Origin of the sequence: Acinetobacter sp. ME22 (genome assembly GCF_022012315.1) — a bacterium.
Lineage (GTDB): Bacteria > Pseudomonadota > Gammaproteobacteria > Pseudomonadales > Moraxellaceae > Acinetobacter > Acinetobacter brisouii_A.
This window is the reverse complement of the sequence record NZ_JAKLTL010000007.1, coordinates 16,925-39,057: the sequence shown is the minus strand read 5'-3', so window position 1 is coordinate 39,057 and position 22,133 is coordinate 16,925. Positions and strand designations below refer to the sequence as shown.

Genomic DNA, 22,133 nt, shown 5'->3' with positions numbered 1-22,133 from the left:
TGGCAATTTGATGGATGGGTATTTAGTCAGGGGCTTAGTAATTAATACACGTCACGGCGATAACGTCCTGTATCACGCAAATGCTGCAATTGCTCTGCACCAAGAATCTCTTGCAAAGCCTGATCGACATCACTTGCCATACCTTGGATACTGCCGCAAACATACAGCACTGCACCATCTGCAACCCAACTTTTTAATACCTCAGCTTGTTCACGTAAGCGGTGATGTACATATTGCTTTTCTGCCTGATCCCGTGAAAAAACTAAATCTAGACGCTGCAACATACCTTCGGTTTGCCACATTTCTAACTGGTTTTGATAGAAATAATCATACTCTCGCTGACGTTCACCAAAAATTAACCAGTTACGACGCTGACTTTGCTGAACACGCTGTTTAAGTAAGCTCAATAAACCTGCAATACCTGTCCCGTTCCCAATACAGATCATTGGTCGATCATCTTCAATCAAATGGAAAGATGGATTACTACGAATCGCAATCGCCATTTCTTCACCAACATGGCTATGTTGTGTTAACCAACCTGAACCTAGTCCTAAATGACCATGTGCATCGGTTTTTTGTCGCACGACCAACTGCAAATACTGCTGCTCAGGAATACTGGCTATCGAGTATTCACGCAATGGTAATTCAGGTAACTGCTCAAGTAACTCATCTAATGAAGCATAGGCAACTATTGCCTGAGTGAGGTTTTTAGTTCGTAAAGCATCAACAATTTTTAAACCTTGACTGGTCATGCTTTCAGTTGAAATACTTTGCTGCTGTAAGAACTGCTCAATACGTTCAATAGAATTTTGCGGTTGAATTTCTGCAATATCCCCCGCCTGCCATGTCACATTGGCAATGCTTTGCAGTTCCAAATGGAATGCTGGCGCACCTAAACTGTTTGGATTAAGCAATTCACGCTTACTGAGTGTCCACATTTCAAATTGCTTGTGAATCTCAACTTGCTGAACATCACTAGCCGTGACTTCACCTAATGCTTCGTACCACTGCTGGATGTGTTTTGGATTGGCATTATCGACTTCAATCAGTTTGAATAATGGCTTTGCCCCTTGTCGAGTCAGCCACGTATCGACTGCATGACCAAAATGACAGAAACTTTCTGGATATTCTTTTGAGCCTAACGCCAGAACAGCATAATCAAGCTGAGCTAAATCAATAGGCTGCTGCATGAGTTGCTTGCTAAAACCCACCGCCAAATCAGGCGCTGAACCTGTGCCATACGTACTCACAATAAACAAGGCTTGCTGCGCTTGTTGCAAATCGTGTGTAGTCAATTGTTGTACCGACTTCACCACAACGCCAAGTCCTGCTTGTTGTAGGGATTTCCCTGTTGCCCAAGCCAGTTGCTCGGCTGTACCTGTTTGCGTTGCATAGCTAATCAGCCATGTTTGCTCGGTCACTGCTGCTTGCTCAGCGCTCAAACCTCCACGCGCTGCCTGAATCAGACGCTTTTGCTTACGGCGTTTTAAGTACAGCATCCAGCCTGTTACAAAGAACAGCGGCATTGCCAATGCAGCAAGCATCGCAAAGAACTGATACACGGGACCAAAGAAGCTGCCACGGTGTACAGGCAACATGCCTGACATGATTTGTTCGTTCAGCTTTTTATTGGCATATAAATTAACTTTTTCGAGTTGATTATTTTGAGTATTAAATTCTGCACTATTACGCGCACGTTCATTTTGCGGGACAGCATCAACAAACGATATTTGTATGCGACCATTTGCTTGTTGTGGAACATTAAAGGTCACCGTTGAATATGCACGGGCAACTTGCGTGGTAAAACCTGTCCAAGCTTGGGTGAGTTCTTGCTGAACCAATGGATTTGGCAATGCAGAACCTTGCTCGGCATCAGATCCATGATCTTGTCCATTCTGTGGACGTTGTCCTTGCGAACCACCCCGCTGTTGTCCTTCTCCATGCTGTTGCATACCTTGTGGCGGACGACCTTCAGGTTTGCCTTTGCCTCCCATACGGGTATTTTCCACGCCCATAACCTTAAACATGCCTGCACGCCACCAGTCATACGACCAGAACAATCCCGTACATGCAAACATCAGGTAAAACACCATCACCCATGTACCCACAACGGCATGCAAATCCCACAGAAAATTTCGTCCTTTAAGCTGTGGTTTAATGGCTAACCATTGTTTAAGGGAGTGTTTTTTCGGGAAACGTAAGTACAAACCACTGAGCAAAAAGTAAATTAGAATCAGTGTACACGCACCAGTCAATTGCTTACCAAATTCGCCCATCGTCAGAGTACGGTGGAACTGCTCTATAAACTGAAAAAACGCTTTGCCCTTAATCTCAGGTAAAACTTGTGCCGTATACGGATTAACCATCATGTCATAACCATGACGCTCGCCCTGTTTGGCAATATTGACCACTGACGATGAGGTTGGAGATTCTGCAATCGTAATACTGTTAATTTCAATATTCGGCTGCTGTTGCTTAAAATGTTGAAACAACTCACTGGGTGTCAGCTTTGCACGCGCTTCAGCCTGAACAGTATAACTGTCTGGATTAATCAGTTTGGTGATTTGGGGTTGATAAGAAAACAGAGCACCACTTATACCCATAAGTGACAAAATCAAACCCGCAGTAATACCAAAAAACCAGTGAATTTGGAAAAGCGTTTTTTTCAACATTGGAAGACAGGGTTTATTAAAATTGATGCGAATTATACTCAATCTCAATGTAGATAAAATGTATTTAAATTCTCATTTATTTGTTCAACTTACAAAAATATAATATTTTTTGGACATTTATCTTCTTCTTTTTATAAAAAACCACCCTCAGTATCATAGCTTACATGTTTTCTGAGGGTGAGCTCATTTCATCATATCTGATTAAAACATCGTATTTGAATTGGCAGGCTCTTGAGGCACGTCTTGTACGATATCCCAATGCTCTACAATTTTGCCCTGCTGCACACGAAAAATATCCATGACTGCCTGTCCGCGATCTTGTGGACTATTGGTTGAATGCACATGTAAATACACCAAATCACCCTGTGTTGCATAACGAACAATTTGAGCTTGAGATTGAGGATTCTTTGTAAATTCCTCTTTAAAATAATCGACAAATGGTTGTTTACCATCTGCAACATAAGGATTATGTTGTTTATAGTTTGGTGCAATGACTTGTGCTGCATTGAGATCATGCCGATTAAAAAATCGGGTATAAAAATTTTCAACCAAACGTAAATTTTGTTGTTCCTGTTTCAAATTACGAGGCATCATTGTTTCAGCATGCGCCACGCCAACAGTATAAGCAAATGCCAAAATCACAAGCGGTTTTACCATAGATCTCATCATATTATTTCATATTCATTTTAAATAAATTATAAAATTAACATATTCACTATTTTAAAGTAAAGGCTCTCTCATTCGGCTGTTTCTGTTCAATATCAGTTCAGCTATCTGTCTGGACTAGATGGGTCGATACAGAAATAGCCCATCAATAGAATTTAAAAATAGATGTGTAATACAACGCATTTAGACTCAATTATTTTAATTTTATTTATTTAATAAATACTTATGAAAAATAATCACAATACTTAAGTTCAACAGTTAAAAAATCTAGTCTCATGCTCAGCTACATTCAGCTACATCTTGTCACATTTTTATTACCTAATTTATATTCAGATTTGAAAAACAGAATAGATATATCTTTTTTATTGTGTAAAATAGATATATCTTTTTTATTACTCATCTTCCTATGCGTGGTAAATCCAATCACAAAGGTTTTGGACATGGCGGTTTGCGTTGGGTGGTACTCCATCTGATTGCCCAAAAACCTCGACATGGCTATGAATTAATCAAAGCCATTCAAGAAATGACCAATGGTAACTACAGCCCAAGCGCGGGCATGGTTTATCCCTTGCTGACAGATTTGCAAGAGAAGCAACTGATTCGTAGTCAGGTTTGTGCAGAAGATGCGCGGAAGCAAAGTTATCAAATCACTGAACTTGGCAATGAAGTCATTGATTCATACAAAGAACATATTCAGGAGATCTTGAATCGAATCGATATTCGGTCGCAGCAGCCAGCTCTTGTTCTTGATACTTTGCATGAGTTTAAGAAAGAAGTTCGTGAAGTATTGGCAGGTCACCCACTGAATGCCAAAGAAGCTGAGATTTTTATACAGGCACTCAAAAATGCCGCAGCGACATTACAACAACTGAAACAGGATTCTACAATGACTACAAGCACAGCAACACTCGATAAAAAACCTTACCGCGTCCGTCATCAACTTAAATTCCGTATTGTGACGGTACAAGAAGTTCTCCAAATTAGCCCAAGCCTGATTCGTATTGTGTTTCAGGGCGATGATCTTGCTGACTTTAAAAGCGATAGCTTCGACGACCACGTCAAACTGTTTTTCCCAGATGCGGCAACAGGACGTTTAATCAAACCTGAAATGACTGAGCACGGTCTAAAATTCGCCGATGACATCAAACCAATTTCACGTGACTATACGCCTCGTTTGTTTGATCTCGATGCAAAAACACTGGCGATTGATTTTGTGATTCACGATGCTGGCCCTGCCACAGAATGGGCACAACATGCTAAAATTGGTGATCAAATCGCCATTGGTGGCCCTCGTGGTTCAATGGTGATTCCTATGGCCTATCAGCATTATGTCTTGATTGGTGATGAAACTGCATTACCCGCAATTGCTCGTCGTTTAGAAGAGCTTCCTGCATCGGCTCAAGCCACTGTCGTGGTCGAAGTCAATTCATCAAATGATGAAATTACGTTCAAGTCAGCAGCAAAAACTCAGATCACTTGGTTACACCGTGAAGGTCAAGCCAGTGGTCAAGTGACTTTATTTAAACAAGCTTTAGAAAGCCTGTCTTTGCCACAACACGATTATTTCATTTGGGTGGCAACAGAAACTCAGGTCGCACGCCAGTTGCGTAAAACACTGGTTGAACAGTATCAGGTGGCGAAGGATGCCATTAAAGCAGCGGGTTACTGGCAACACGGTACATCCAACGCGCATACGGTCATTGATGACGAATAAGCTTTTCCATCATTAACCCGATTTGATGACTTTAGTTTTTGGCTGTAAAGATTAGACTTCTTTCATCAGCCCTTTTATTTCTCCCTATGGGAGAAAAATAAAGAGGGTATAAATAATGACGAAAGAGGTCGATTAAAGTCATCTTTTATTTTGGTATCTCCTATGCAACAAAAGCCATACTCCCTGTCGTGGATTGTAGCGCTTGCTGTACTGACAGCATTGGGTCCATTTTCAATTGACATGTACCTTTCAGCACTCCCGACAATGGCAAAAGATTTATCGGTCAGCACTGCTCAAATCGCCAATACTTTACCCGCTTATTTTATGGGACTGGCATTTGGACAACTGCTCTATGGTCCCATCAGCGATCATTTTGGTCGTCGTAAACCCTTATTTTTCGGTTTAACTCTCTATGTTTTGGCGAGTGCAATCTGTATCTTTGCCATGCATCTTGAAGTTCTACTCATTGCACGTATCGCCCAAGCCCTCGGTGGTTGTGTCGGTGTCGTGGTTGCACGTTCTGCCATTCGTGACCGCATGAGCGGCCCAGAAGCAGCACATGCTTTTTCCCTGCTCATGATTGTACAAGGGGTCGCCCCGATTATTGCACCGCTCAGTGGTAGCTTGATGCTATGGGCGTTTAACTGGCGCTCGATTTTTGTGGTGCTGTTCCTGTTAGGTATCATGGCGATGGTGGTTTCATATTTCAAATTTCCTGAAACGCTGCCTGTTGAACGCCGTCAAAAACATACGGTTGGTTCAGCCCTAAAAAGTTATGTCGATCTGTTCCTAGACCGCAGTTTTATTGTGCCTGCGGTGGCAAGCGGCATTTTAATGGGCATGATGTTTACTTACATCAACAGCGCTTCAGAAATCTTTATTGATCATCTTGGCGTAGGCTCAGGTACATTTGCGCTATTGTTTGGTGTGAACTCATGCGGAATTATTGCTGTATCCAACCTCAACCGATTTTTAATTAAACGCTATGACTCATTAGATCTGTTGAAGTTTGGTTCAAGCATGCAGTTCTTGGGTGCAATTATTCTCAGCACTTTTGTATTTAGTCAGCATATTGCCATTTGGAGCATGATGCTCGGTCTATTTATGATTGTTGCCTGTGTCGGTTTTATTGGCCCCAATGCCACTGTTTTAGCATTATCCAAACAGGGGCATCGCGCAGGTCAAGCCAGTGCCTTGCTCGGTGCATTACAATTTACCTTCGGTCTGGTTTCAGGCGCGATTTTGTATATCTTACCAATGAAACTGGAAATGTCGGTGAGTACTGTAATGATTCTATACAGCGTGGTGGGTGGTGTATTGGTTCGATTGATTCAACCCATCAAATCACATCGTTTCGCTTAAATTCCCCCATAAAAAAAGACCTTGCCATAAGCAAGGTCTTTTTTTGATCGCATTACTTTACTTTGGTAAATCACTGCTTTGCCAACCACCACCCAATGCGGTAATTAATGCCACACTGTTTTGTAGCTGAGTTGATTGAAGCTGCAATAAACTTTGCTCACTCGACAAACGCGTTGCTTCGGTTGAGGCGACATCAGTATAGTCAATCATACCTTCATTGTACTGGTTACGCATGATTCGTGCGGTTTCCGTTGCCGCCGCCAAAGACTGACTGGTATGTTGCACTTCCTTGCTTAAACTGGTGCCTTCTGCCAAGTAATCTTCAATATTTTGCATGGCTTCTAGTACAGTCTGCTTGTAGTTCGCAACAGACTCATCATAAGCCGCACGTGCCTGTTTGACTTTGGCTTTGTTGGCGCCAAAGTCAAATACAGTTTGGGTTGCAGATGCACCCAAAGACCACAACAGGTTTTGTGCGCTAATCAAGTTTGACAAACCACTTGCAGAGTATCCACCCGAACCTGACAAGGTAATATCTGGGAAGTAACCTGCGATTGCGATACCAATTTCCTCATTGGCAGCAGCCAAACTCCGCTCAGCAGATGCAATATCTGGACGGCGTTCTAGTAAACGGCTTGGTAAAGTCAGCGGGACATTTGGAATTTTAGGTAAAGCCGCCTGACTGACAGGCAAATCAAACTGAGCTGGCATTTTCCCAATGAGCATCGCAATCGCATGCTCATATTGGGCACGTTGCCACACCAAATCTTCACGGGAAGATTTGGCACTATATAACGATGACTCTGCTTGAGTTAAATCTGACTTGGCAATCACACCTTCTTTATATTTGGCAGCCAAAACCTTACGGTAACGGGTATAGGTGTCAATGGTTTTGTCATACAGAGCAATGCGTTTATCGAGTACGCGCAAGGCAAAGTAATCCTGTGCCAGTGTAGTTTGCGCACTTAGAGTTGCATTGGCAAGGTCTGCTGCACTGGCTTGAGCCGAAGCTTTATCTTCATTGACCGTCCGTTTGAGTTTCCCCCACAGATCGAGTTCCCAGCTTACACTCGCTTCAGCACTATAACTGTTACTTGGTTTTGCCTGACTTTGTGCGCTGCGTGTGCCACTCCCTGTTGCACTCACAGTTGGAGCGCGTTCTGCTTTGGCTTGTGAAACCAGTGCTGCTGCTTGTTCATACTTTGCGACATACTGTGCAACGTTTTGATTCGACACCACGACTTGTTGCTGCAAGTTGTTCAAAATCGGATCTTGGTAAATTTCCCACCAAGCACCACGACTTTGCTGATCTTGAGGCTGTGCCACTTTCCAACCCTGTGCCGCTTCTTTATAAGTCACAGGCATTGAAATTTCAGGCTTTTTATAGTTTGGCCCTACAGTACATCCCGAAAAAATCGGCAGTGCACAACACAGGGCTAGGCATAATTTATTTTTCAACATATCAATGCTCATCATTTAGGGGAACATGCGATGAATTTGGACGTTTCCAAAATGACTTCACCCATGAACCAAAACGATCTAAATACACATACACCACAGGCGTTGTATACAAGGTTAATAACTGGCTAAATACCAAACCACCACAAATCGCAATCCCGAGTGGGCGATGGAGTGCAGAGTTTGACCCTGTCTGAATAATTAATGGCAATGCACCAAAAAAAGCCGCCAATGTGGTCATGAGAATTGGGCGAAAACGCTTATCACAGGCTTTTACAATGGCTTGCTCAGGCGAAAGATTCTGTTGTTTTTCTGCAGTTAATGCAAAATCAATCATCAAAATCGCATTCTTTTTCACAATCCCGATCAACAAGAGAATCCCGATCAGGGCAATCACCGTGAGTTGTGTACCCGTCATCATCATTAAGACCAATGCCCCCACACCTGCCGAAGGTAAAGTCGATAAAATCGTAATGGGGTGAATCCAACTTTCGTACAGCATGCCTAGCAAGATATAAATCGTTGCTAAAGCAGCCAAAATCAGCCAAGGCATTTGTTTAACCAAAGTTTCAAATACCTGTGCTGTTCCTGCCATACTGCCATGAACCGTGTCTGGTAAACCAATTTTAACCATAGCCTGATCAATCGCCGTTTTGGCTTGTTCCAAAGACACACCATCTGCCAAGTTAAAGGCAATTGTGGTGGTCGCCATTTGCCCTTGATGCGCCACGGACAACGGCGCAGTGCCATACTCTAAATGCGCAAAAGCTGAAATTGGAATAGATTGATTATCACTGGTTAACACATACAACTGCTTCAAGACTTCAGGGTCTTGGGTATAATTGCTGTTCAATCCAATAATACTGTAATACTGATTCAACATTTGGTACTGCGTTGCAATTTGACGCTGACTAAAGGCGTTATTGAGAACAGTATCAATCTCATCGACATTTAAGCCATAACGCTGTGCAGCGGCACGATCAATCACCACCTTAACTTCCAGACCACCTGATTGTGCATCGCTATCCACACTGGTGAGTTGCGGCAATTGTTTTAAAGTTGCATAAACCTTTGGACTCCAGTCACGCAAGGTTTCCAAACTATCACTTTGCAAACTGTACTGATAAGTTGCGTTGGCACTACGACCACCCACACGCAAGTCCTGAGCAGGCATCAAAAATAATGACATTCCTGCCAACTTACTGTTTTGCATGGTAATACGGTTAGCGATTTGCATTGCCGATTCTTTACGCTGACTTTCATCCTTTAAGCGAATAAAGAAGTTCGCCGTATTGCGAGAACCAAAGCCACCACCCCCTGTAGAAGCAATGACGTACTGAATGTCTTTGTCTTTTTGCAATTTTTGGCTAATCGCTTTAAGTTGCGGTTCGATAGACTGGAAACTGGTCGCCTGATCCGCCCGTAACTGCCCCATTAACAAACCATTGTCTTGATCGGGAAATAATCCTTTTTCGACCACTTTATACAAGTAGACATTCCCAATGACTGTAATTAGTAGGGTCAGCATGGTCAGACGCTTGTGACGCATAATCACACTAAGGCTCCGCACGTAAGCGTGATGTACTCGGTCTAGACACTTGCCCATCCATGCCATAAAACGGTTTTCTTTTTCATCGCCTGTTTCTTTCTTTAACAAACGTGAACATAGCATCGGTGTCAGCGTTAAAGATACAAACATCGACACCAACAATGCCACCGAAAGCGTTACTGCAAACTCACGGAACAGTCGCCCTAAAACACCACTCATTAACAGCAAAGGAATAAACACGGCAATCAATGAAGCAGTCATCGATAAAACGGTAAAACCGACTTCTTTACTGCCTTTCAGAGCAGCATCCATCGGGGTCATGCCTTCTTCAATATGCCGACTGATATTCTCCAGAACCACAATTGCATCATCAACCACAAAACCTGTAGCGACAATCAATGCCATCATGGAGAGTGCATCAAGACTATAGCCCAGTACATACATCACCGCAAAAGTACTGACAATCGAGATAGGTAAAGTAATCGCAGGAATCAGTAATGCGTGCCCTTTCCTTAAGAAAATAAACACCACTGAAATGACCAAGAGGATCGCAATAATCAGGGTTTCTTCAGTCTCATGTAGGGCGCTACGAATGGTCAATGAACGGTCGATCGCCAAGGTAATTTGCGTACCTTTGGGTAACATTTCATTCAAAATAGGAATTTGCGCTTTAATCGCATCAATCGTTTCAAGCATGTTTGCACCCGCCTGACGGGTCACTGCGATTGAAACAGATGGCTGATTATTAAAGTAACCTGCGGAATAAATATCCTGAATCGAGTCAGTGACCGAAGCAACATCATGCAAACGAACAGCGGCGCCATTACGATAGGCCACTACTAAATCCTGATAATCTTTGGCTTTGGTCAATTGACCATTGGCATCAATCCACCATGTATAGTTTTTGCCACTCAGCAAACCACGTGGTGAGTTGGTGGTGGCATTGTCTACTGCTGCACGAACCGTATCCAAACTAATGCCATAACTGGTGAGCTGTTTCGGATCAAGATTAATCCGTACCGCAGGTAAAGCACCACCTCTTAAAGAAACTTGACCGACACCCTGTACTTGTGCAATTTTTTGCTGCAACTTACTCGATGCCAAATCATATAATTGCCCACGATTTAGGGTATCGGATGTCAGTGCCAACATTAAAATCGGAGCATCGGACGGATTCGCCTTACGATAAGTCGGCAAAGACTTCATACTGCTTGGTAACAGACTCCGCGCTGCATTAATTGCGGCTTGTACATCTCGTGCTGCACCATCAATATCACGATTGAGGTCAAACTGCACAATCACATTGGTTGAACCCTGACTACTCGACGAGGTTAACTCTGTAATCCCTGCAATTTGCCCCATAGCACGTTCAAGTGGTGTTGCCACTGTAGCAGCCATGGTTTCAGGGCTTGCCCCCGCCAAACTGGCTTGTACCATAATGGTTGGGGTGTCAATTTGTGGTAAAGGTGCGACAGGCAGCAAACGAAATGCCAATGCTCCCAACAAGGTCAGCGCCAAGCTGACCAAAATGGTGGCAATCGGTCTTAAAATAAAGACTTTCGACAAGTTCATGAGACTGCCCCTGATTTTTTCCGATGCGCTAATTTCTCAAAAGCCAGATAAATCACAGGTGTGGTAAATAAAGTCAATAATTGGCTACAAATCAGACCACCAACAATCACTAGACCCAACGGTTGGCGTAACTCTGCACCAGAACCAGAAGCAAGCATCAACGGTACAGCCCCGAGTAATGCCGCACAGGTGGTCATCAAGATAGGGCGGAAACGCAGTAGACAAGCCTGATAAATTGCATCGTGGGCATTTTTCCCTTGTCGCTGTTCATCGAGTGCAAAGTCAATCAGCATAATGGCATTTTTCTTGACAATCCCGATCAGCAAAATAATCCCGATCAAGGCAATCAAGGTAAACTCAGTGCCTGTCAATTTCAGTGCCAACAACGCACCAATCGCTGCCGATGGCAAAGTTGACAATACAGTAATCGGGTGAATCCAGCTTTCATACAGAACACCCAACACGATATACATGGTGATGACTGCCGCCAAAATGAGCCATAATGTATTTTGGCTTGATGAGCTAAATGCTTCAAGTGAACCCTGATACTGTAGATTGACAGTATCAGGCATCTGAATTTTTTGTTTAACTTCATCAATCGCCTGACGTGCCTGTTCAATCGAGTAACCATCGGCAAGGTTAAATGAAACGGTTGCCGCAGGCGTTTGGTCACGGCGAGCATAAGTCAGATACCCCGGTTTTTCAGTCACTGTAATCAAGTTACTGAGTGGTACCATACTGCTGCTCGTTGTTGTGGTGGTGCTCGTGGTTGAACTGCTTGTCGTTGAAGAAGTCGTTGTGGTTGAGCTGCTGCTCGAATCACTCGATGCTTTCAAATAAATATGAGAGAAAGCTGATGTATCCTGTTTGTACTCAGGTGGCACTTCAAGAACCACGCGATATTGGTTGGCTTGTGTATAAATGGTCGAAATAAGATGCTGACCAAACGCATTATACAAAGCGGTGTCAATATCACTGGCGGTTAAACCATAACGACTGGCTTCATCGCGATTAATTTCAACATAAGCCACTTTTGCCTGATTTTGCAGATTGGTATTCACATCTTTAAATTCAGCACGTTGCTTCAATGCATCAACAAATTGTGGTACCCAATTTTCTAGATCTGTTTGTTCGGCAGCATCTAAAGTAAGCTGATATTGACTTGGCGTAACTTGATCATCAACATTCAAATCTTGGCTTTTAATGGCATAAAGCTGAATGCCTGCGATTTTAGCCGCTCGCTCTTTGAGGCGAGCAATCACCACATCGGCTTTATCTCGTTCGCCAAAATCTTTCAGACTGATCTGCAAACGCCCCATATTTAAGGAGGTGTTATTGGTGGCATCGACCCCAACAATTGAGGCAATCGAATCCACAGCAGGATCTTGCTGCAATGCAACAGTCAACGCTTGCTGACGTTTGACCATTTCACTATAAGAAACATCTTGCGATGCAAGGGTAATCCCTTGAATTTTCCCTGTATCTTGCGCAGGGAAGAAACCTTTAGGAATCCAAAGATATAATGCTGCCGTGATTACTAAGGAAATAATCGCAACCGCCAAGGTAAAAGGTTGATGATCCAGCACCCAGAGCAAACATTTTTCATAAAAATGCAGCAACTTATCAAAGCCACGACCAAAACCTTGTGCCAGCTTATTGTGCTTTTCCTCAGGAATATGTTTAAGCAAATATGCACTGAGCATTGGGGTCAAGGTCAAAGACACAAACATCGACACCAGAATCGAAACAGCGAGCGTGATCGAAAACTCACGGAACAAACGCCCAATCACATCCCCCATAAACAACAAAGGAATCAGAACGGCAATTAGGGAAATCGTCAGGGAAATAATGGTAAAACCAATTTCTTGCGAGCCTTTCAGGGCAGCAATCATAGGTTTTTCACCTTCCTCAATATGCCGCTGAATGTTTTCCACCACCACAATCGCATCATCAATCACGAAACCTGTGGCAATGGTCAGTGCCATTAAAGTTAGGTTGTTAATCGAGAAGCCTGCCAGATACATCACGCCAAATGTCCCTACGATTGACAAAGGAACCGCCAAACTTGGAATCAGTGTGGTTGCAAAGGTACGTAAGAACAGGAATGACACCATCACCACTAAAGCAATCGCCAAAACCAATTCAAACTGAACATCGGAAATTGAAGCACGAATGGTATCGGTACGGTCAGATAAAGTGCTGATTTTTACTGCGCCTGGCAAACTGGCTTGAATTTCAGGTAATTTGGCGTTAATGGTATCGACAATCGAAACAACATTGGTACCCGGTTGACGCTGAATATTGATAATAATGGCAGGTTTGCCATTTGCCCAAGCCTGTTGATATTCATCTTGCGGAGCTTGTTCAATCGTTGCAACATCATGCAAATACAACGCCTGACCATTTTCATATTTCAAAATCAGATTACTATATTCATCGGCATTTTGTAGCTGGTCATTGGCATCAATTGTCACTGAGCGTTCAGGCCCGTCAAAACCACCTTTTGAGCCGTTGACATTGGCATCATTGATCACCGTATCAACATCATCAAGCGTTAAACCATGACTGGCAAGCGCTGCTGGATTGGCACGAATTCGTACCGCCTGCTGCTGACCACCTGCCAGACTCACCAAACCCACCCCTGAAATTTGTGACAATTTCAAAGCCACACGGGTATTGATCAAATCTTGAACTTTGGTTAGCGGTAAGGTATCAGATGTCGCTGCCAAGGTCAGAATTGGAGTATCCGCAGGGTTCACCTTTTTATAGGTCGGAGGATTCGGCAAATCTGTTGGAAGTAACGAATCGGCAGCATTAATCGCCGCTTGAACTTCTTGCTCGGCAACATCCAAAGACGTATCGAGATTAAATTTCAAAGTAATCACCGATGCACCACCTGAACTGGTGGAATACATCTGACTCAAACCTGCCATTTGCCCAAGTTGCCGTTCCAGTGGCGCAGTGACACCACTGGTCATCACTTCTGGCCCTGCACCTGGAAACTGTGTTGTCACCTGAATCACAGGATAATCGACTTCAGGCAATGCTGAAATCGACAAGCTGCGATACGCCAATAGACCACTCAGGATCACCGCAATCATCATAAGCATTGTGGCGATCGGTCTTTCAATAAATATGCGAGATGGATTCATAATTTATCTAGGGAAATGTCGGCCTTTGCTTGATGCATTATCTAAAACACTCGTATCAACCTGTTGAGCTGTCACGATATTGACTTTAGAGCCATTACCTAACGAATCCACACCTGTTGTCACAACTTTTTGACCTGCTGTGACCCCAGAAAGAATCGCGGTTTTACCATCTTCAGTTTGTGGGCCAACTTTGACCATCACTTTATGTGCAACTGACTTTTGATCAATCACAAAGACATACTGACCTGCAGTACTGGCTTGTACTGCTGCACTCGGTACCACAATGGCATTATTTAACTCACCTGTTTGTAATTTGATATTCACGAACTGGTTCGGGAACAATTTATTATCGTCATTATTGAAGGTTGCTTTTAATTTTACTGTTCCTGTGGTCGAGTCGATTTCATTGCTAATCACGCCAACAGACCCTTCAGCCAATACAGTTTTTCCTTGCTGGTCATAGGCTTTTACAACAAGCTTGCCACCGTTACGAATCGGCTGAACCACTTCATCTAGTTTGGTCTGAGGAATACTAAACACCACCGCAATTGGTTTAGTTTGAGTAATGGTTGCAATTGCGGTACTTGAATCTGTACTCACCAAGTTGCCGACATCGACACTGCGAATCCCGATATACCCTGAAATTGGCGCTTCAATACGACCATATTCAATATTGAGTTTAGCCGATGCAATTTGTCCAAGATCGGCTTTAATTGCCCCTTCATATTGCGCAGTTGTCGCTGTTTGAGTATCCAGATCTTGTTTGGCAATCGAGTCTTGAGCATATAAGCGCTTGTAACGTGCCAAAGTCAGTTTGGCGCTGGTTAGCTGTGCTTGGTCTTCTGCCAGTTGTCCCTGATATTGCTGTAAGGTCGCTTCATAAGAACGCGTATCAACTTTTGCCAATAACTCACCTTTTTGTACATACTGACCTTCTTTAAAATAAACTTCTTGTAAATGCCCCTCAATTCGACTAACTACCGATACTGTTTGACTCGCAGTCACCGTACCTAATGCAGATAAAATCACTGGAACATTGGTTTGACTCGAAGTTGCCACTTGTACTGAGGTCGCACTCTCTGGTGGGCCATTTCGTTTCTGAGCATTTTTGTTTTTAATGAAATAGGCAATCCCACCACCTATCAGTATCAACAGACAGACCAATATCAAGAGTTTTTTGCGTTGCATACGACACTCAGCTTAAATTTTAAAAATGAATAACATAATGAGATATTGAACCTAGGAACCCATTGCTTATCATCGCAGTGTTTTACTCTGATTTTTAAAAAAACCATTTTGATTCGATTAAAATTCAACAAATTTTAAATAAGATCATATCTCATTTGTTTAAATCAAAAAGATATATAACAATTATTTACAGGATGCGACTATGCATCAGAAATATGAACCAAGAATGTAGGAATAGTTTAGCGTTTTCCATCATGTTAATGACTGTATTTTGACCACTTTCCAACACAGTCAACCCTATCGCTTATTTTTTGCAGGGTATTTTTCACTTTTACCAATTTGGGTTATTGAGTTCACTCATCAGTTATGTTTTATTAAGGCAGCAAGATCATAGGTTACCCCTAGATCTGCAAATGCCAAGGACTGGTATTGATTTAAATCGAAAAGTATTCTGATCAGGGATTCTTTTATCGAGCAAACCCAAATTTATCCAATTTGGTCAGCATGGAAAGTTGTTTGCTTTACTCCCTCATCGTTTCTCCTTTTCTTTTATTGATCAAAAACTAAACTTTTGCATGTAAATTATCTCATGTTGGTATGCTTTGTGCTTATCTTCAGCGGGGTTTTATATATTTTCGTTTTTATACGGGTTTTTATTCATGGCACATAATAATCAAGCCAATCTCTCTCAAGGACTAAAAAACCGCCATGTCACCATGCTCTCTATTGCAGGTGCCATTGGAGCAGGTTTATTTGTCGGTTCTGGACACGCTATTGCTTCAGCAGGGCCAGCCGTTCTTCTTTCCTACCTCATGGCAGGGACACTGGTGGTTTTAGTGATGCGCATGCTCGCTGAAATGGCGGTATCACAACCTGACAGTGGTTCATTTTCAACTTATGCTGACCGTTCTATCGGTAAATGGGCAGGTTTTACCATTGGCTGGCTCTACTGGTGGTTCTGGGTACTGGTGATCCCATTTGAAGCCAATGCTGCAGCAGCTATTATCAATTCATGGATTCCTGATGCACCAATTTGGCTCCTTTCATTCCTAATTACCGCAGCACTCACCGTCACTAACCTATTTAGTGTCAAAAACTATGGTGAATTTGAGTTCTGGTTAGCAACGATTAAAGTCGGATCAATCATTGTCTTTATTGTGCTTGGTTGTGCCGCAATTTTTGGTTTCTCTCCTGCACCAGAAGTCAATGGTGTCAAACATTTATGGGATCAAGATGGTTTCTTACCAAATGGTTGGGGGACTGTGATTGCAGCGCTACTCACCACGATGTTCTCATTTATGGGTTCTGAGATTGTCACAATTGCTGCAAGTGAATCCAAAGACCCTGAGCGTCAAATTACCAAAGCCACCAACTCTGTGATTTGGCGTATTGGTCTATTTTACTTGGTATCTATCTTCATTGTGGTTAGTCTTATTCCTTGGAATGATCCGCGTCTGGCTGAAATGGGTTCATACCAAACCGTATTACAAGCTTTACATATTCCACATGCCAAATTGATTGTTGATATTGTGGTATTAACGGCGGTCACCAGTTGCTTGAACTCTGCACTGTATACTGCTTCACGCATGTTGTATTCTTTGGGTCGCCGTGGGGATGCACCTGCCATTACTCGTCAAGTCAACAAGAGCCATACGCCTGTTTATGCCGTGCTGATGTCAACTGCGATTGCATTTTTATGTACCTTTGCAAACTATGCTGCACCAAAAGCTGTATTCAACTTCTTGCTCGATAGCTCAGGAGCCATCGCACTGTTGGTTTACTTGGTGATTGCCTGCTCACAGCTCAGAATGCGTAAAAAACTGATCGCTGAAGGCAAGCCGTTGACCATGAAAATGTGGTGTTTTCCTTATCTGACTTGGGCTGTGATTGTCTTTATTATTGCAGCACTCGGCATTATGGCATTTGATCCAAACCATGTACATGAAATTACTTCAACAGGGATCTTATGTATCTTGGTTGTTATTTCAGGTCTGATCGTGACCAAACGTCGTCAAACCAATTTAGGAACAGGCATTTCCCCAGCCGAAACAAACTAAATTGATATATAAAAACCCAGCACATGCTGGGTTTTTATATTGGTTTGAATGTTAGAACTGATAATTCACACTAACAAATATTTCACGCGAATTACCCGGTGTTACCCATTCATCTTTAACACTAGATACATAATAGGTTTTATCAAACACATTATTGAGCGTGAACTGATAACGTAAACGCGGATTGGCTTGATAGTAAGCATTCAGATTCATTAAGGTATAAGCGGGCAGTTCAAAACCATTGTCATAGACATTGCCACTTCGTGCAGACACATATTGGAGATTGCCCCCAATTCCGACTTTTTGTTCACCTGATTGCCAAACATCATACATGGCAAATAAATTGGCACTATGTTTGGGACTATTCAGCAAGCGGCTACCTTTGGCTATGCCTGAATTTGCTGTAGTTTTGCTGACACTGGCATCAGTATAACTATATGCCAGTTTCAAGTTCAGATGATCAAGTGGCTGCGCTGACAAGTCCAATTCAATACCACGACTGGTTTCCTGCCCCGCACTGATCATATAGGCGCTGTCATTTGGATTGGTGGTCAAGACATTGTCTTTGGTGATATGAAAAACGGCGATACTTGAGCTGACTCGGTCATCCCACCAGTGTTTTTTCATACCCAATTCATAGGTCATGGCTTTTTCAGGAGCAAAAGCCTGCCCTTGCTGATCTAAGCCTGAGTTTAAATGAAATGATTTTCCTGCACTTAAATAAGCCGACCAGTCGGGTTGAATCAAATAATTCACAGCAATTTTCGGACTAAAATGCACAAAGTTTTGCGAGCCAGATGTATTGCTTAAACGCTCGCGATAATCCTGTTGATAATAGTCCAGTCGCCCACCGAGCAACACTGACCACTGTGAGTTAAAACGAATCAAGTCATTTAAACTGAGTGCCAGATTATGCTGATTTTCACGGGTATCATACGCGGGGCTCACTGTTGGCAGATTGACCCCATACACTGGGTTATAGATATTGATCAGACTGGCAGTGCTATTTTTTTGACGATAGCGCAGCAAATAATTACGAATGTTTAAATGGCTATAACTGGTATTGATCAGTAACTGATGCTCCAAATCACCTGTGGCAAACTGCCCTTTCAGATCATGACTGAACAAATAACTGGTGGTGTCATAGATACGCTGACGGCGCTCACGGTTTAAATCACCATTTTGATTCAGTAGTTGATAGGCTTCAGATGAAAAGCCGCGCCAAGAGTTGTCTTTATAATTAAGCACCGTTTCACTTGACCAATCTGGGCTAAACTGATGCTTGATGCGTAGCTGTTGCAAATAGTCCGTCATATCCATCATGCCGTCCGCTTTTTCACCCAAGAAACGACTATTTGGAATCACGCCCAATTGTTGATTGACCGCCATAACACCCCGATCAAACACACTATTGATAACGGTATATTCACTGTCGTAGTCGACTTGGGTTTGGTCATTCGGTTGCCATGTCAGTTGTGGTGCAACAAACAAATGATTGTTCTTAACATCATCACGGAAGCTATGATTATTTTCATAAGCCACCCCAAAGCGATAAGCCAGCGTGTCTGACAATGCTCCCGTTGAATCGAACTCAGCACGGTACTGTTCATGCGAACCCGCACGTAGCCCAATGTGGTGTTCTGAGTCAAACTTTGGCTTTTTGGTGACAATATTTAAACTGCCCCCTGGGTCACCTGCACCATACATGGCACCTTCAGCACCTTTTAAAAACTCTAAGCGCTCGACATTGAGCATATCATGTGCTGCATTTAAGCCTAAATAAGCATTGATCCCATTACGAAGTGCTGCTGTACCAATCGTTTGATCCGTATTGAATCCTCGAAATGAATAGTTATCCCATAAACCACCCATTGGGTTAAGCTGTGAAACACCACTCACCAAGGCAATCGCATCAGCAATACGCTGGGTATCATGCTGCTTTAAAACTTTCTGGTCTAAAGTCTGTACATTTTGCGGGGTTTCCAAATCCTTTAAGGCAAATTTAGTTGCGCCCGTATTAAGCTGACCTGACTTCTTTGCAGAAATGCGAATCGTGGATAAAACTGAAGTTTCCTCATTGGTTGCCTCAGACTGACGTGATTCAACATCGGCATACGACATACACGGCGTGCCTAATGCTGAACAAGTAAAAATAACTTGATAAAAGTGACGTAGATTTTTCATTTTCTCAAAAGAACATGGTGTTAGAAATGTTATAACGTAACAAATATAACGTATTTTTACAGAATATCCATGATTTTTTAAGAAGATTGTGCGGTGATGATACAATTACGACCGTGCTGTTTAGCCTGATACAGTGCAATATCTGCCTGACCAATCAATTCTTGTGCACAGCGCTGCAAATTTTCCCGATATTGAAACAACTGATTGAATGTACTGGTGGCTGTTCCCACAGAAATCGTTATTTTACCCAATGGGCTGCTTGGATGTGCTATATCAAGTTGTTCGATATGCTCCCTCAACTGCTCCGCCATTTCACTCACTTGTGGTTCAGGCATATTTGGGAAAACCAGTAAAAATTCTTCTCCCCCCCAGCGGCTAATCAACTGATAAGTTGGTGTTAAATATTCTGCTAGCGCATGTGCCACTTGCTTTAAACAACGATCACCCTCCAAATGCCCATGGGTATCGTTATATAATTTGAAAAAATCAATATCAATCAAGCAAATCGAAACAACATGATGTTGATACAATGACAACTTTAATTGTTGTACCAAGGCAGTATCGATATAGCGACGGTTATATAAACCTGTTAAATAATCTTGCTGTGCATACGTTTTAAGCCGTTGATTGGCTTGGGCAAGTTGATTTTCAATTTCGATCCGCTCAGTAATATCTACACAGGCTGCAGATAAACCAATCACGATACCTTGAGCATTCATAATTGGAAATGGCATAGTGTAATAGGTTCGCCCATTCCAATAGAAATCAAAATTGGTCAGAGGCAATCCCAAATCGGCAAGGGCAAATTCCTGTAAAACTTGTTCCCAACCTTGGGGCACCAAATCCCGAATATTCAAATCCGATAACATGTCTTTTGAAACATTCAGCAATTGCATGAGTGCTTGATTTGCCATGATCATTTGCCCTTGGCGATTTATCGAACCTAAAGCCACGGGCGTATTGTCATAAATGGATTCAAGCTGTAAAACGCGCTGTCCTAATTGACTAATATCACGATCAATTCCACGATATCCAGATAATTCACCTTGTTCATTAAAGAGCGGAATACCACTGGTTTCCAAAATCACAACATGCCCATCTGCATGGAGATTGCGATTAATTAACCCTGAAAAAGCGGTCTTTTTTTCAACGATTCCAGTAAAAATCTTGGCAACACGTTCTGCTTCATCACTTGGCATCAAATCAAATGGCGTTTTACCTAACACAAATTCGGGCGTATATCCTAAAATTGGCTGTACCATATCTGAAGCATAGGTATAGCAACCCGTTTGATCGACTTCCCAAAACCAGTCTGAATTTTGATTAAGAATATCTAATAAATGCTGATGACTCAGCGGATGAATCTGTTTTTTATCTTGCATGCAAGATACCCCGTTTTAAAATTTTTTAGTTTTAACTAATTTGTTTATTTTATATACAAATTTATTTTAAACTCAGTTAGATTGTTTTTAAATGCTCAAAAAGCAATTGTTCGATACATTTTTCCAAATACCCTTGTAAATAATCAATAAAACACGCCACTTTCGGCAAATATTGTAAACGATCCAAATAAACAGCATACACATCGGCAGGAGCTGTCGGGTATTCTGCCAAAATTTGCACCAAACGACCACTTTTTAAATATTTTGCGACATCCCATTCGGCACGCATCAAGATACCATGTCCTTCTAGTGCCCAGTTCAATGCAACTGCACCATCATTGGTACTTAAGTGCCCATGTACTTTTACGGTTTCTAACTGCCCTCCTCGCCCTAAACGCCAATTACCATAAGCTGTATCATTTTGTCGAAGCACAATACACTGGTGCTGAGTCAAATCATGTGGTACTTGTGGCACACCTTTACGTTGTAAATAAATAGGAGATGCACAAACTAAACGGCGATGTGCAATCAATTTTTTAGCAATCACCCGTGAATCTGGCAGGTCACCAAACCGAATCACCACATCAAAGGTTTCGTCAGGCAATGTTACAGGACGATCACTCAAGTGTAATTGCACTTCAACATCAGGGTAGATTTTAGCAAATTGGCTAATCGCTGGCGCAATATAAGATCGACCAAAACCTAAAGGCGCATTCACACGTAATAAACCTTTCGGTGCAACACGACTACTGGCAACCAGTCGTTCCATCTCATCTATTTCATTCAAAATGCGTAGTGCATTTTCATAATAAAGTTCACCTTCATGGGTCAGGCTGATACGGCGCGTTGTCCTGTTCAGCAGGCGCACCCCTAAACGCTGTTCTAGCTGGGTTAAACGTCGTGAAACTGCAGGCGGCGTCAGGTTCAGCTCCCTTGCTGTTGCCACCAAACTTCCTTGTTTTATTAGTAAACAGAAAAAACCTAATTCTGTATCCGTACTCATGATTATTCAGTTTTTTGCAATAGTGATTTAACTTTAGCGCGATTTTTCTATTTTTCAAAGCCATTACTATGGCTTCAGGTTACCTCCTTGTACTCATCACAACAATAAAAGTCGCAGAGGAATGCGGCTTGGTACAAGGAAGCCATTCGTCAAATTCGATCATGAAGTATCGAT

12 protein-coding genes are annotated in these 22,133 nt (G+C 42.5%); 3 read left to right on the top strand and 9 right to left on the bottom strand.

The annotated features are described in order from the left end of the window. Positions 1-41: 41 nt before the first annotated feature. A complete protein-coding gene (locus LVY74_RS11010; RefSeq protein WP_237815091.1) occupies positions 42-2,672 on the bottom strand; it encodes a PepSY domain-containing protein in 2,631 nt (876 codons plus the stop codon). A 201-nt stretch (positions 2,673-2,873) separates the two neighbouring features. Next, positions 2,874-3,341 (bottom strand): nuclear transport factor 2 family protein, encoded by a 468-nt coding sequence (locus tag LVY74_RS11005; RefSeq protein ID WP_237815090.1) that lies wholly within the window; start codon positions 3,339-3,341, stop codon positions 2,874-2,876. A 403-nt stretch (positions 3,342-3,744) separates the two neighbouring features. On the opposite strand from LVY74_RS11005, the gene LVY74_RS11000 reads away from it, so the two are divergent. Together LVY74_RS11000 and LVY74_RS10995 are read left to right on the top strand one after the other, a co-directional pair. After that, a complete protein-coding gene (locus LVY74_RS11000; RefSeq protein ID WP_237815089.1) occupies positions 3,745-5,052 on the top strand; it encodes an SIP domain-containing protein in 1,308 nt (435 codons plus the stop codon). A 162-nt stretch (positions 5,053-5,214) separates the two neighbouring features. Further along, positions 5,215-6,414, top strand: a complete 1,200-nt coding sequence (locus tag LVY74_RS10995) for a multidrug effflux MFS transporter (RefSeq protein WP_237815088.1) — start codon at positions 5,215-5,217, stop codon at positions 6,412-6,414. Positions 6,415-6,471: 57 nt separating this feature from the next. Here LVY74_RS10995 and LVY74_RS10990 read toward each other — a convergent pair whose 3' ends face one another. From LVY74_RS10990 to LVY74_RS10975, 4 genes are read right to left on the bottom strand one after another with little or no spacing between them, the layout of a single operon-like run. Continuing rightward, a complete protein-coding gene (locus tag LVY74_RS10990) occupies positions 6,472-7,875 on the bottom strand; it encodes an efflux transporter outer membrane subunit (protein WP_237815087.1) in 1,404 nt (467 codons plus the stop codon). A gap of 1 nt (position 7,876) precedes the next feature. Further along, the gene (locus tag LVY74_RS10985; RefSeq protein WP_237815086.1) at positions 7,877-10,993 is read right to left on the bottom strand and encodes an efflux RND transporter permease subunit; all 3,117 of its coding nucleotides are present in this window, start codon (positions 10,991-10,993) and stop codon (positions 7,877-7,879) included. Then, positions 10,990-14,145, bottom strand: coding sequence for an efflux RND transporter permease subunit (locus LVY74_RS10980; protein WP_237815085.1), 3,156 nt, complete (start codon positions 14,143-14,145; stop codon positions 10,990-10,992). Before LVY74_RS10980 ends, LVY74_RS10985 begins: the two co-directional genes overlap by 4 nt. Before the next feature lie 3 nt (positions 14,146-14,148). Then, positions 14,149-15,333, bottom strand: coding sequence for an efflux RND transporter periplasmic adaptor subunit (locus tag LVY74_RS10975; protein ID WP_237815084.1), 1,185 nt, complete (start codon positions 15,331-15,333; stop codon positions 14,149-14,151). Between the two features lie 659 nt (positions 15,334-15,992). Between LVY74_RS10975 and gabP the strand changes: the two genes are divergently transcribed. Continuing rightward, positions 15,993-17,390 (top strand): GABA permease, encoded by a 1,398-nt coding sequence (gene gabP / locus LVY74_RS10970; RefSeq protein WP_237815083.1) that lies wholly within the window; start codon positions 15,993-15,995, stop codon positions 17,388-17,390. A gap of 51 nt (positions 17,391-17,441) precedes the next feature. Here gabP and LVY74_RS10965 read toward each other — a convergent pair whose 3' ends face one another. The 3 genes from LVY74_RS10965 to LVY74_RS10955 all read right to left on the bottom strand — a co-directional run bounded on the left by LVY74_RS10965 (position 17,442) and on the right by LVY74_RS10955 (position 21,959). Then, on the bottom strand, positions 17,442-19,574 hold the full coding sequence (locus LVY74_RS10965) for a TonB-dependent siderophore receptor (RefSeq protein ID WP_237815082.1): 2,133 nt from the start codon (positions 19,572-19,574) through the stop codon (positions 17,442-17,444). A 77-nt stretch (positions 19,575-19,651) separates the two neighbouring features. Then, positions 19,652-20,956: a sensor domain-containing diguanylate cyclase gene (locus LVY74_RS10960; RefSeq protein ID WP_237815081.1), complete on the bottom strand. Its 1,305-nt coding sequence runs from the start codon at positions 20,954-20,956 to the stop codon at positions 19,652-19,654. A gap of 76 nt (positions 20,957-21,032) precedes the next feature. Beyond that, positions 21,033-21,959, bottom strand: coding sequence for a LysR family transcriptional regulator (locus LVY74_RS10955; protein WP_237815080.1), 927 nt, complete (start codon positions 21,957-21,959; stop codon positions 21,033-21,035). Positions 21,960-22,133 lie beyond the last annotated feature (174 nt).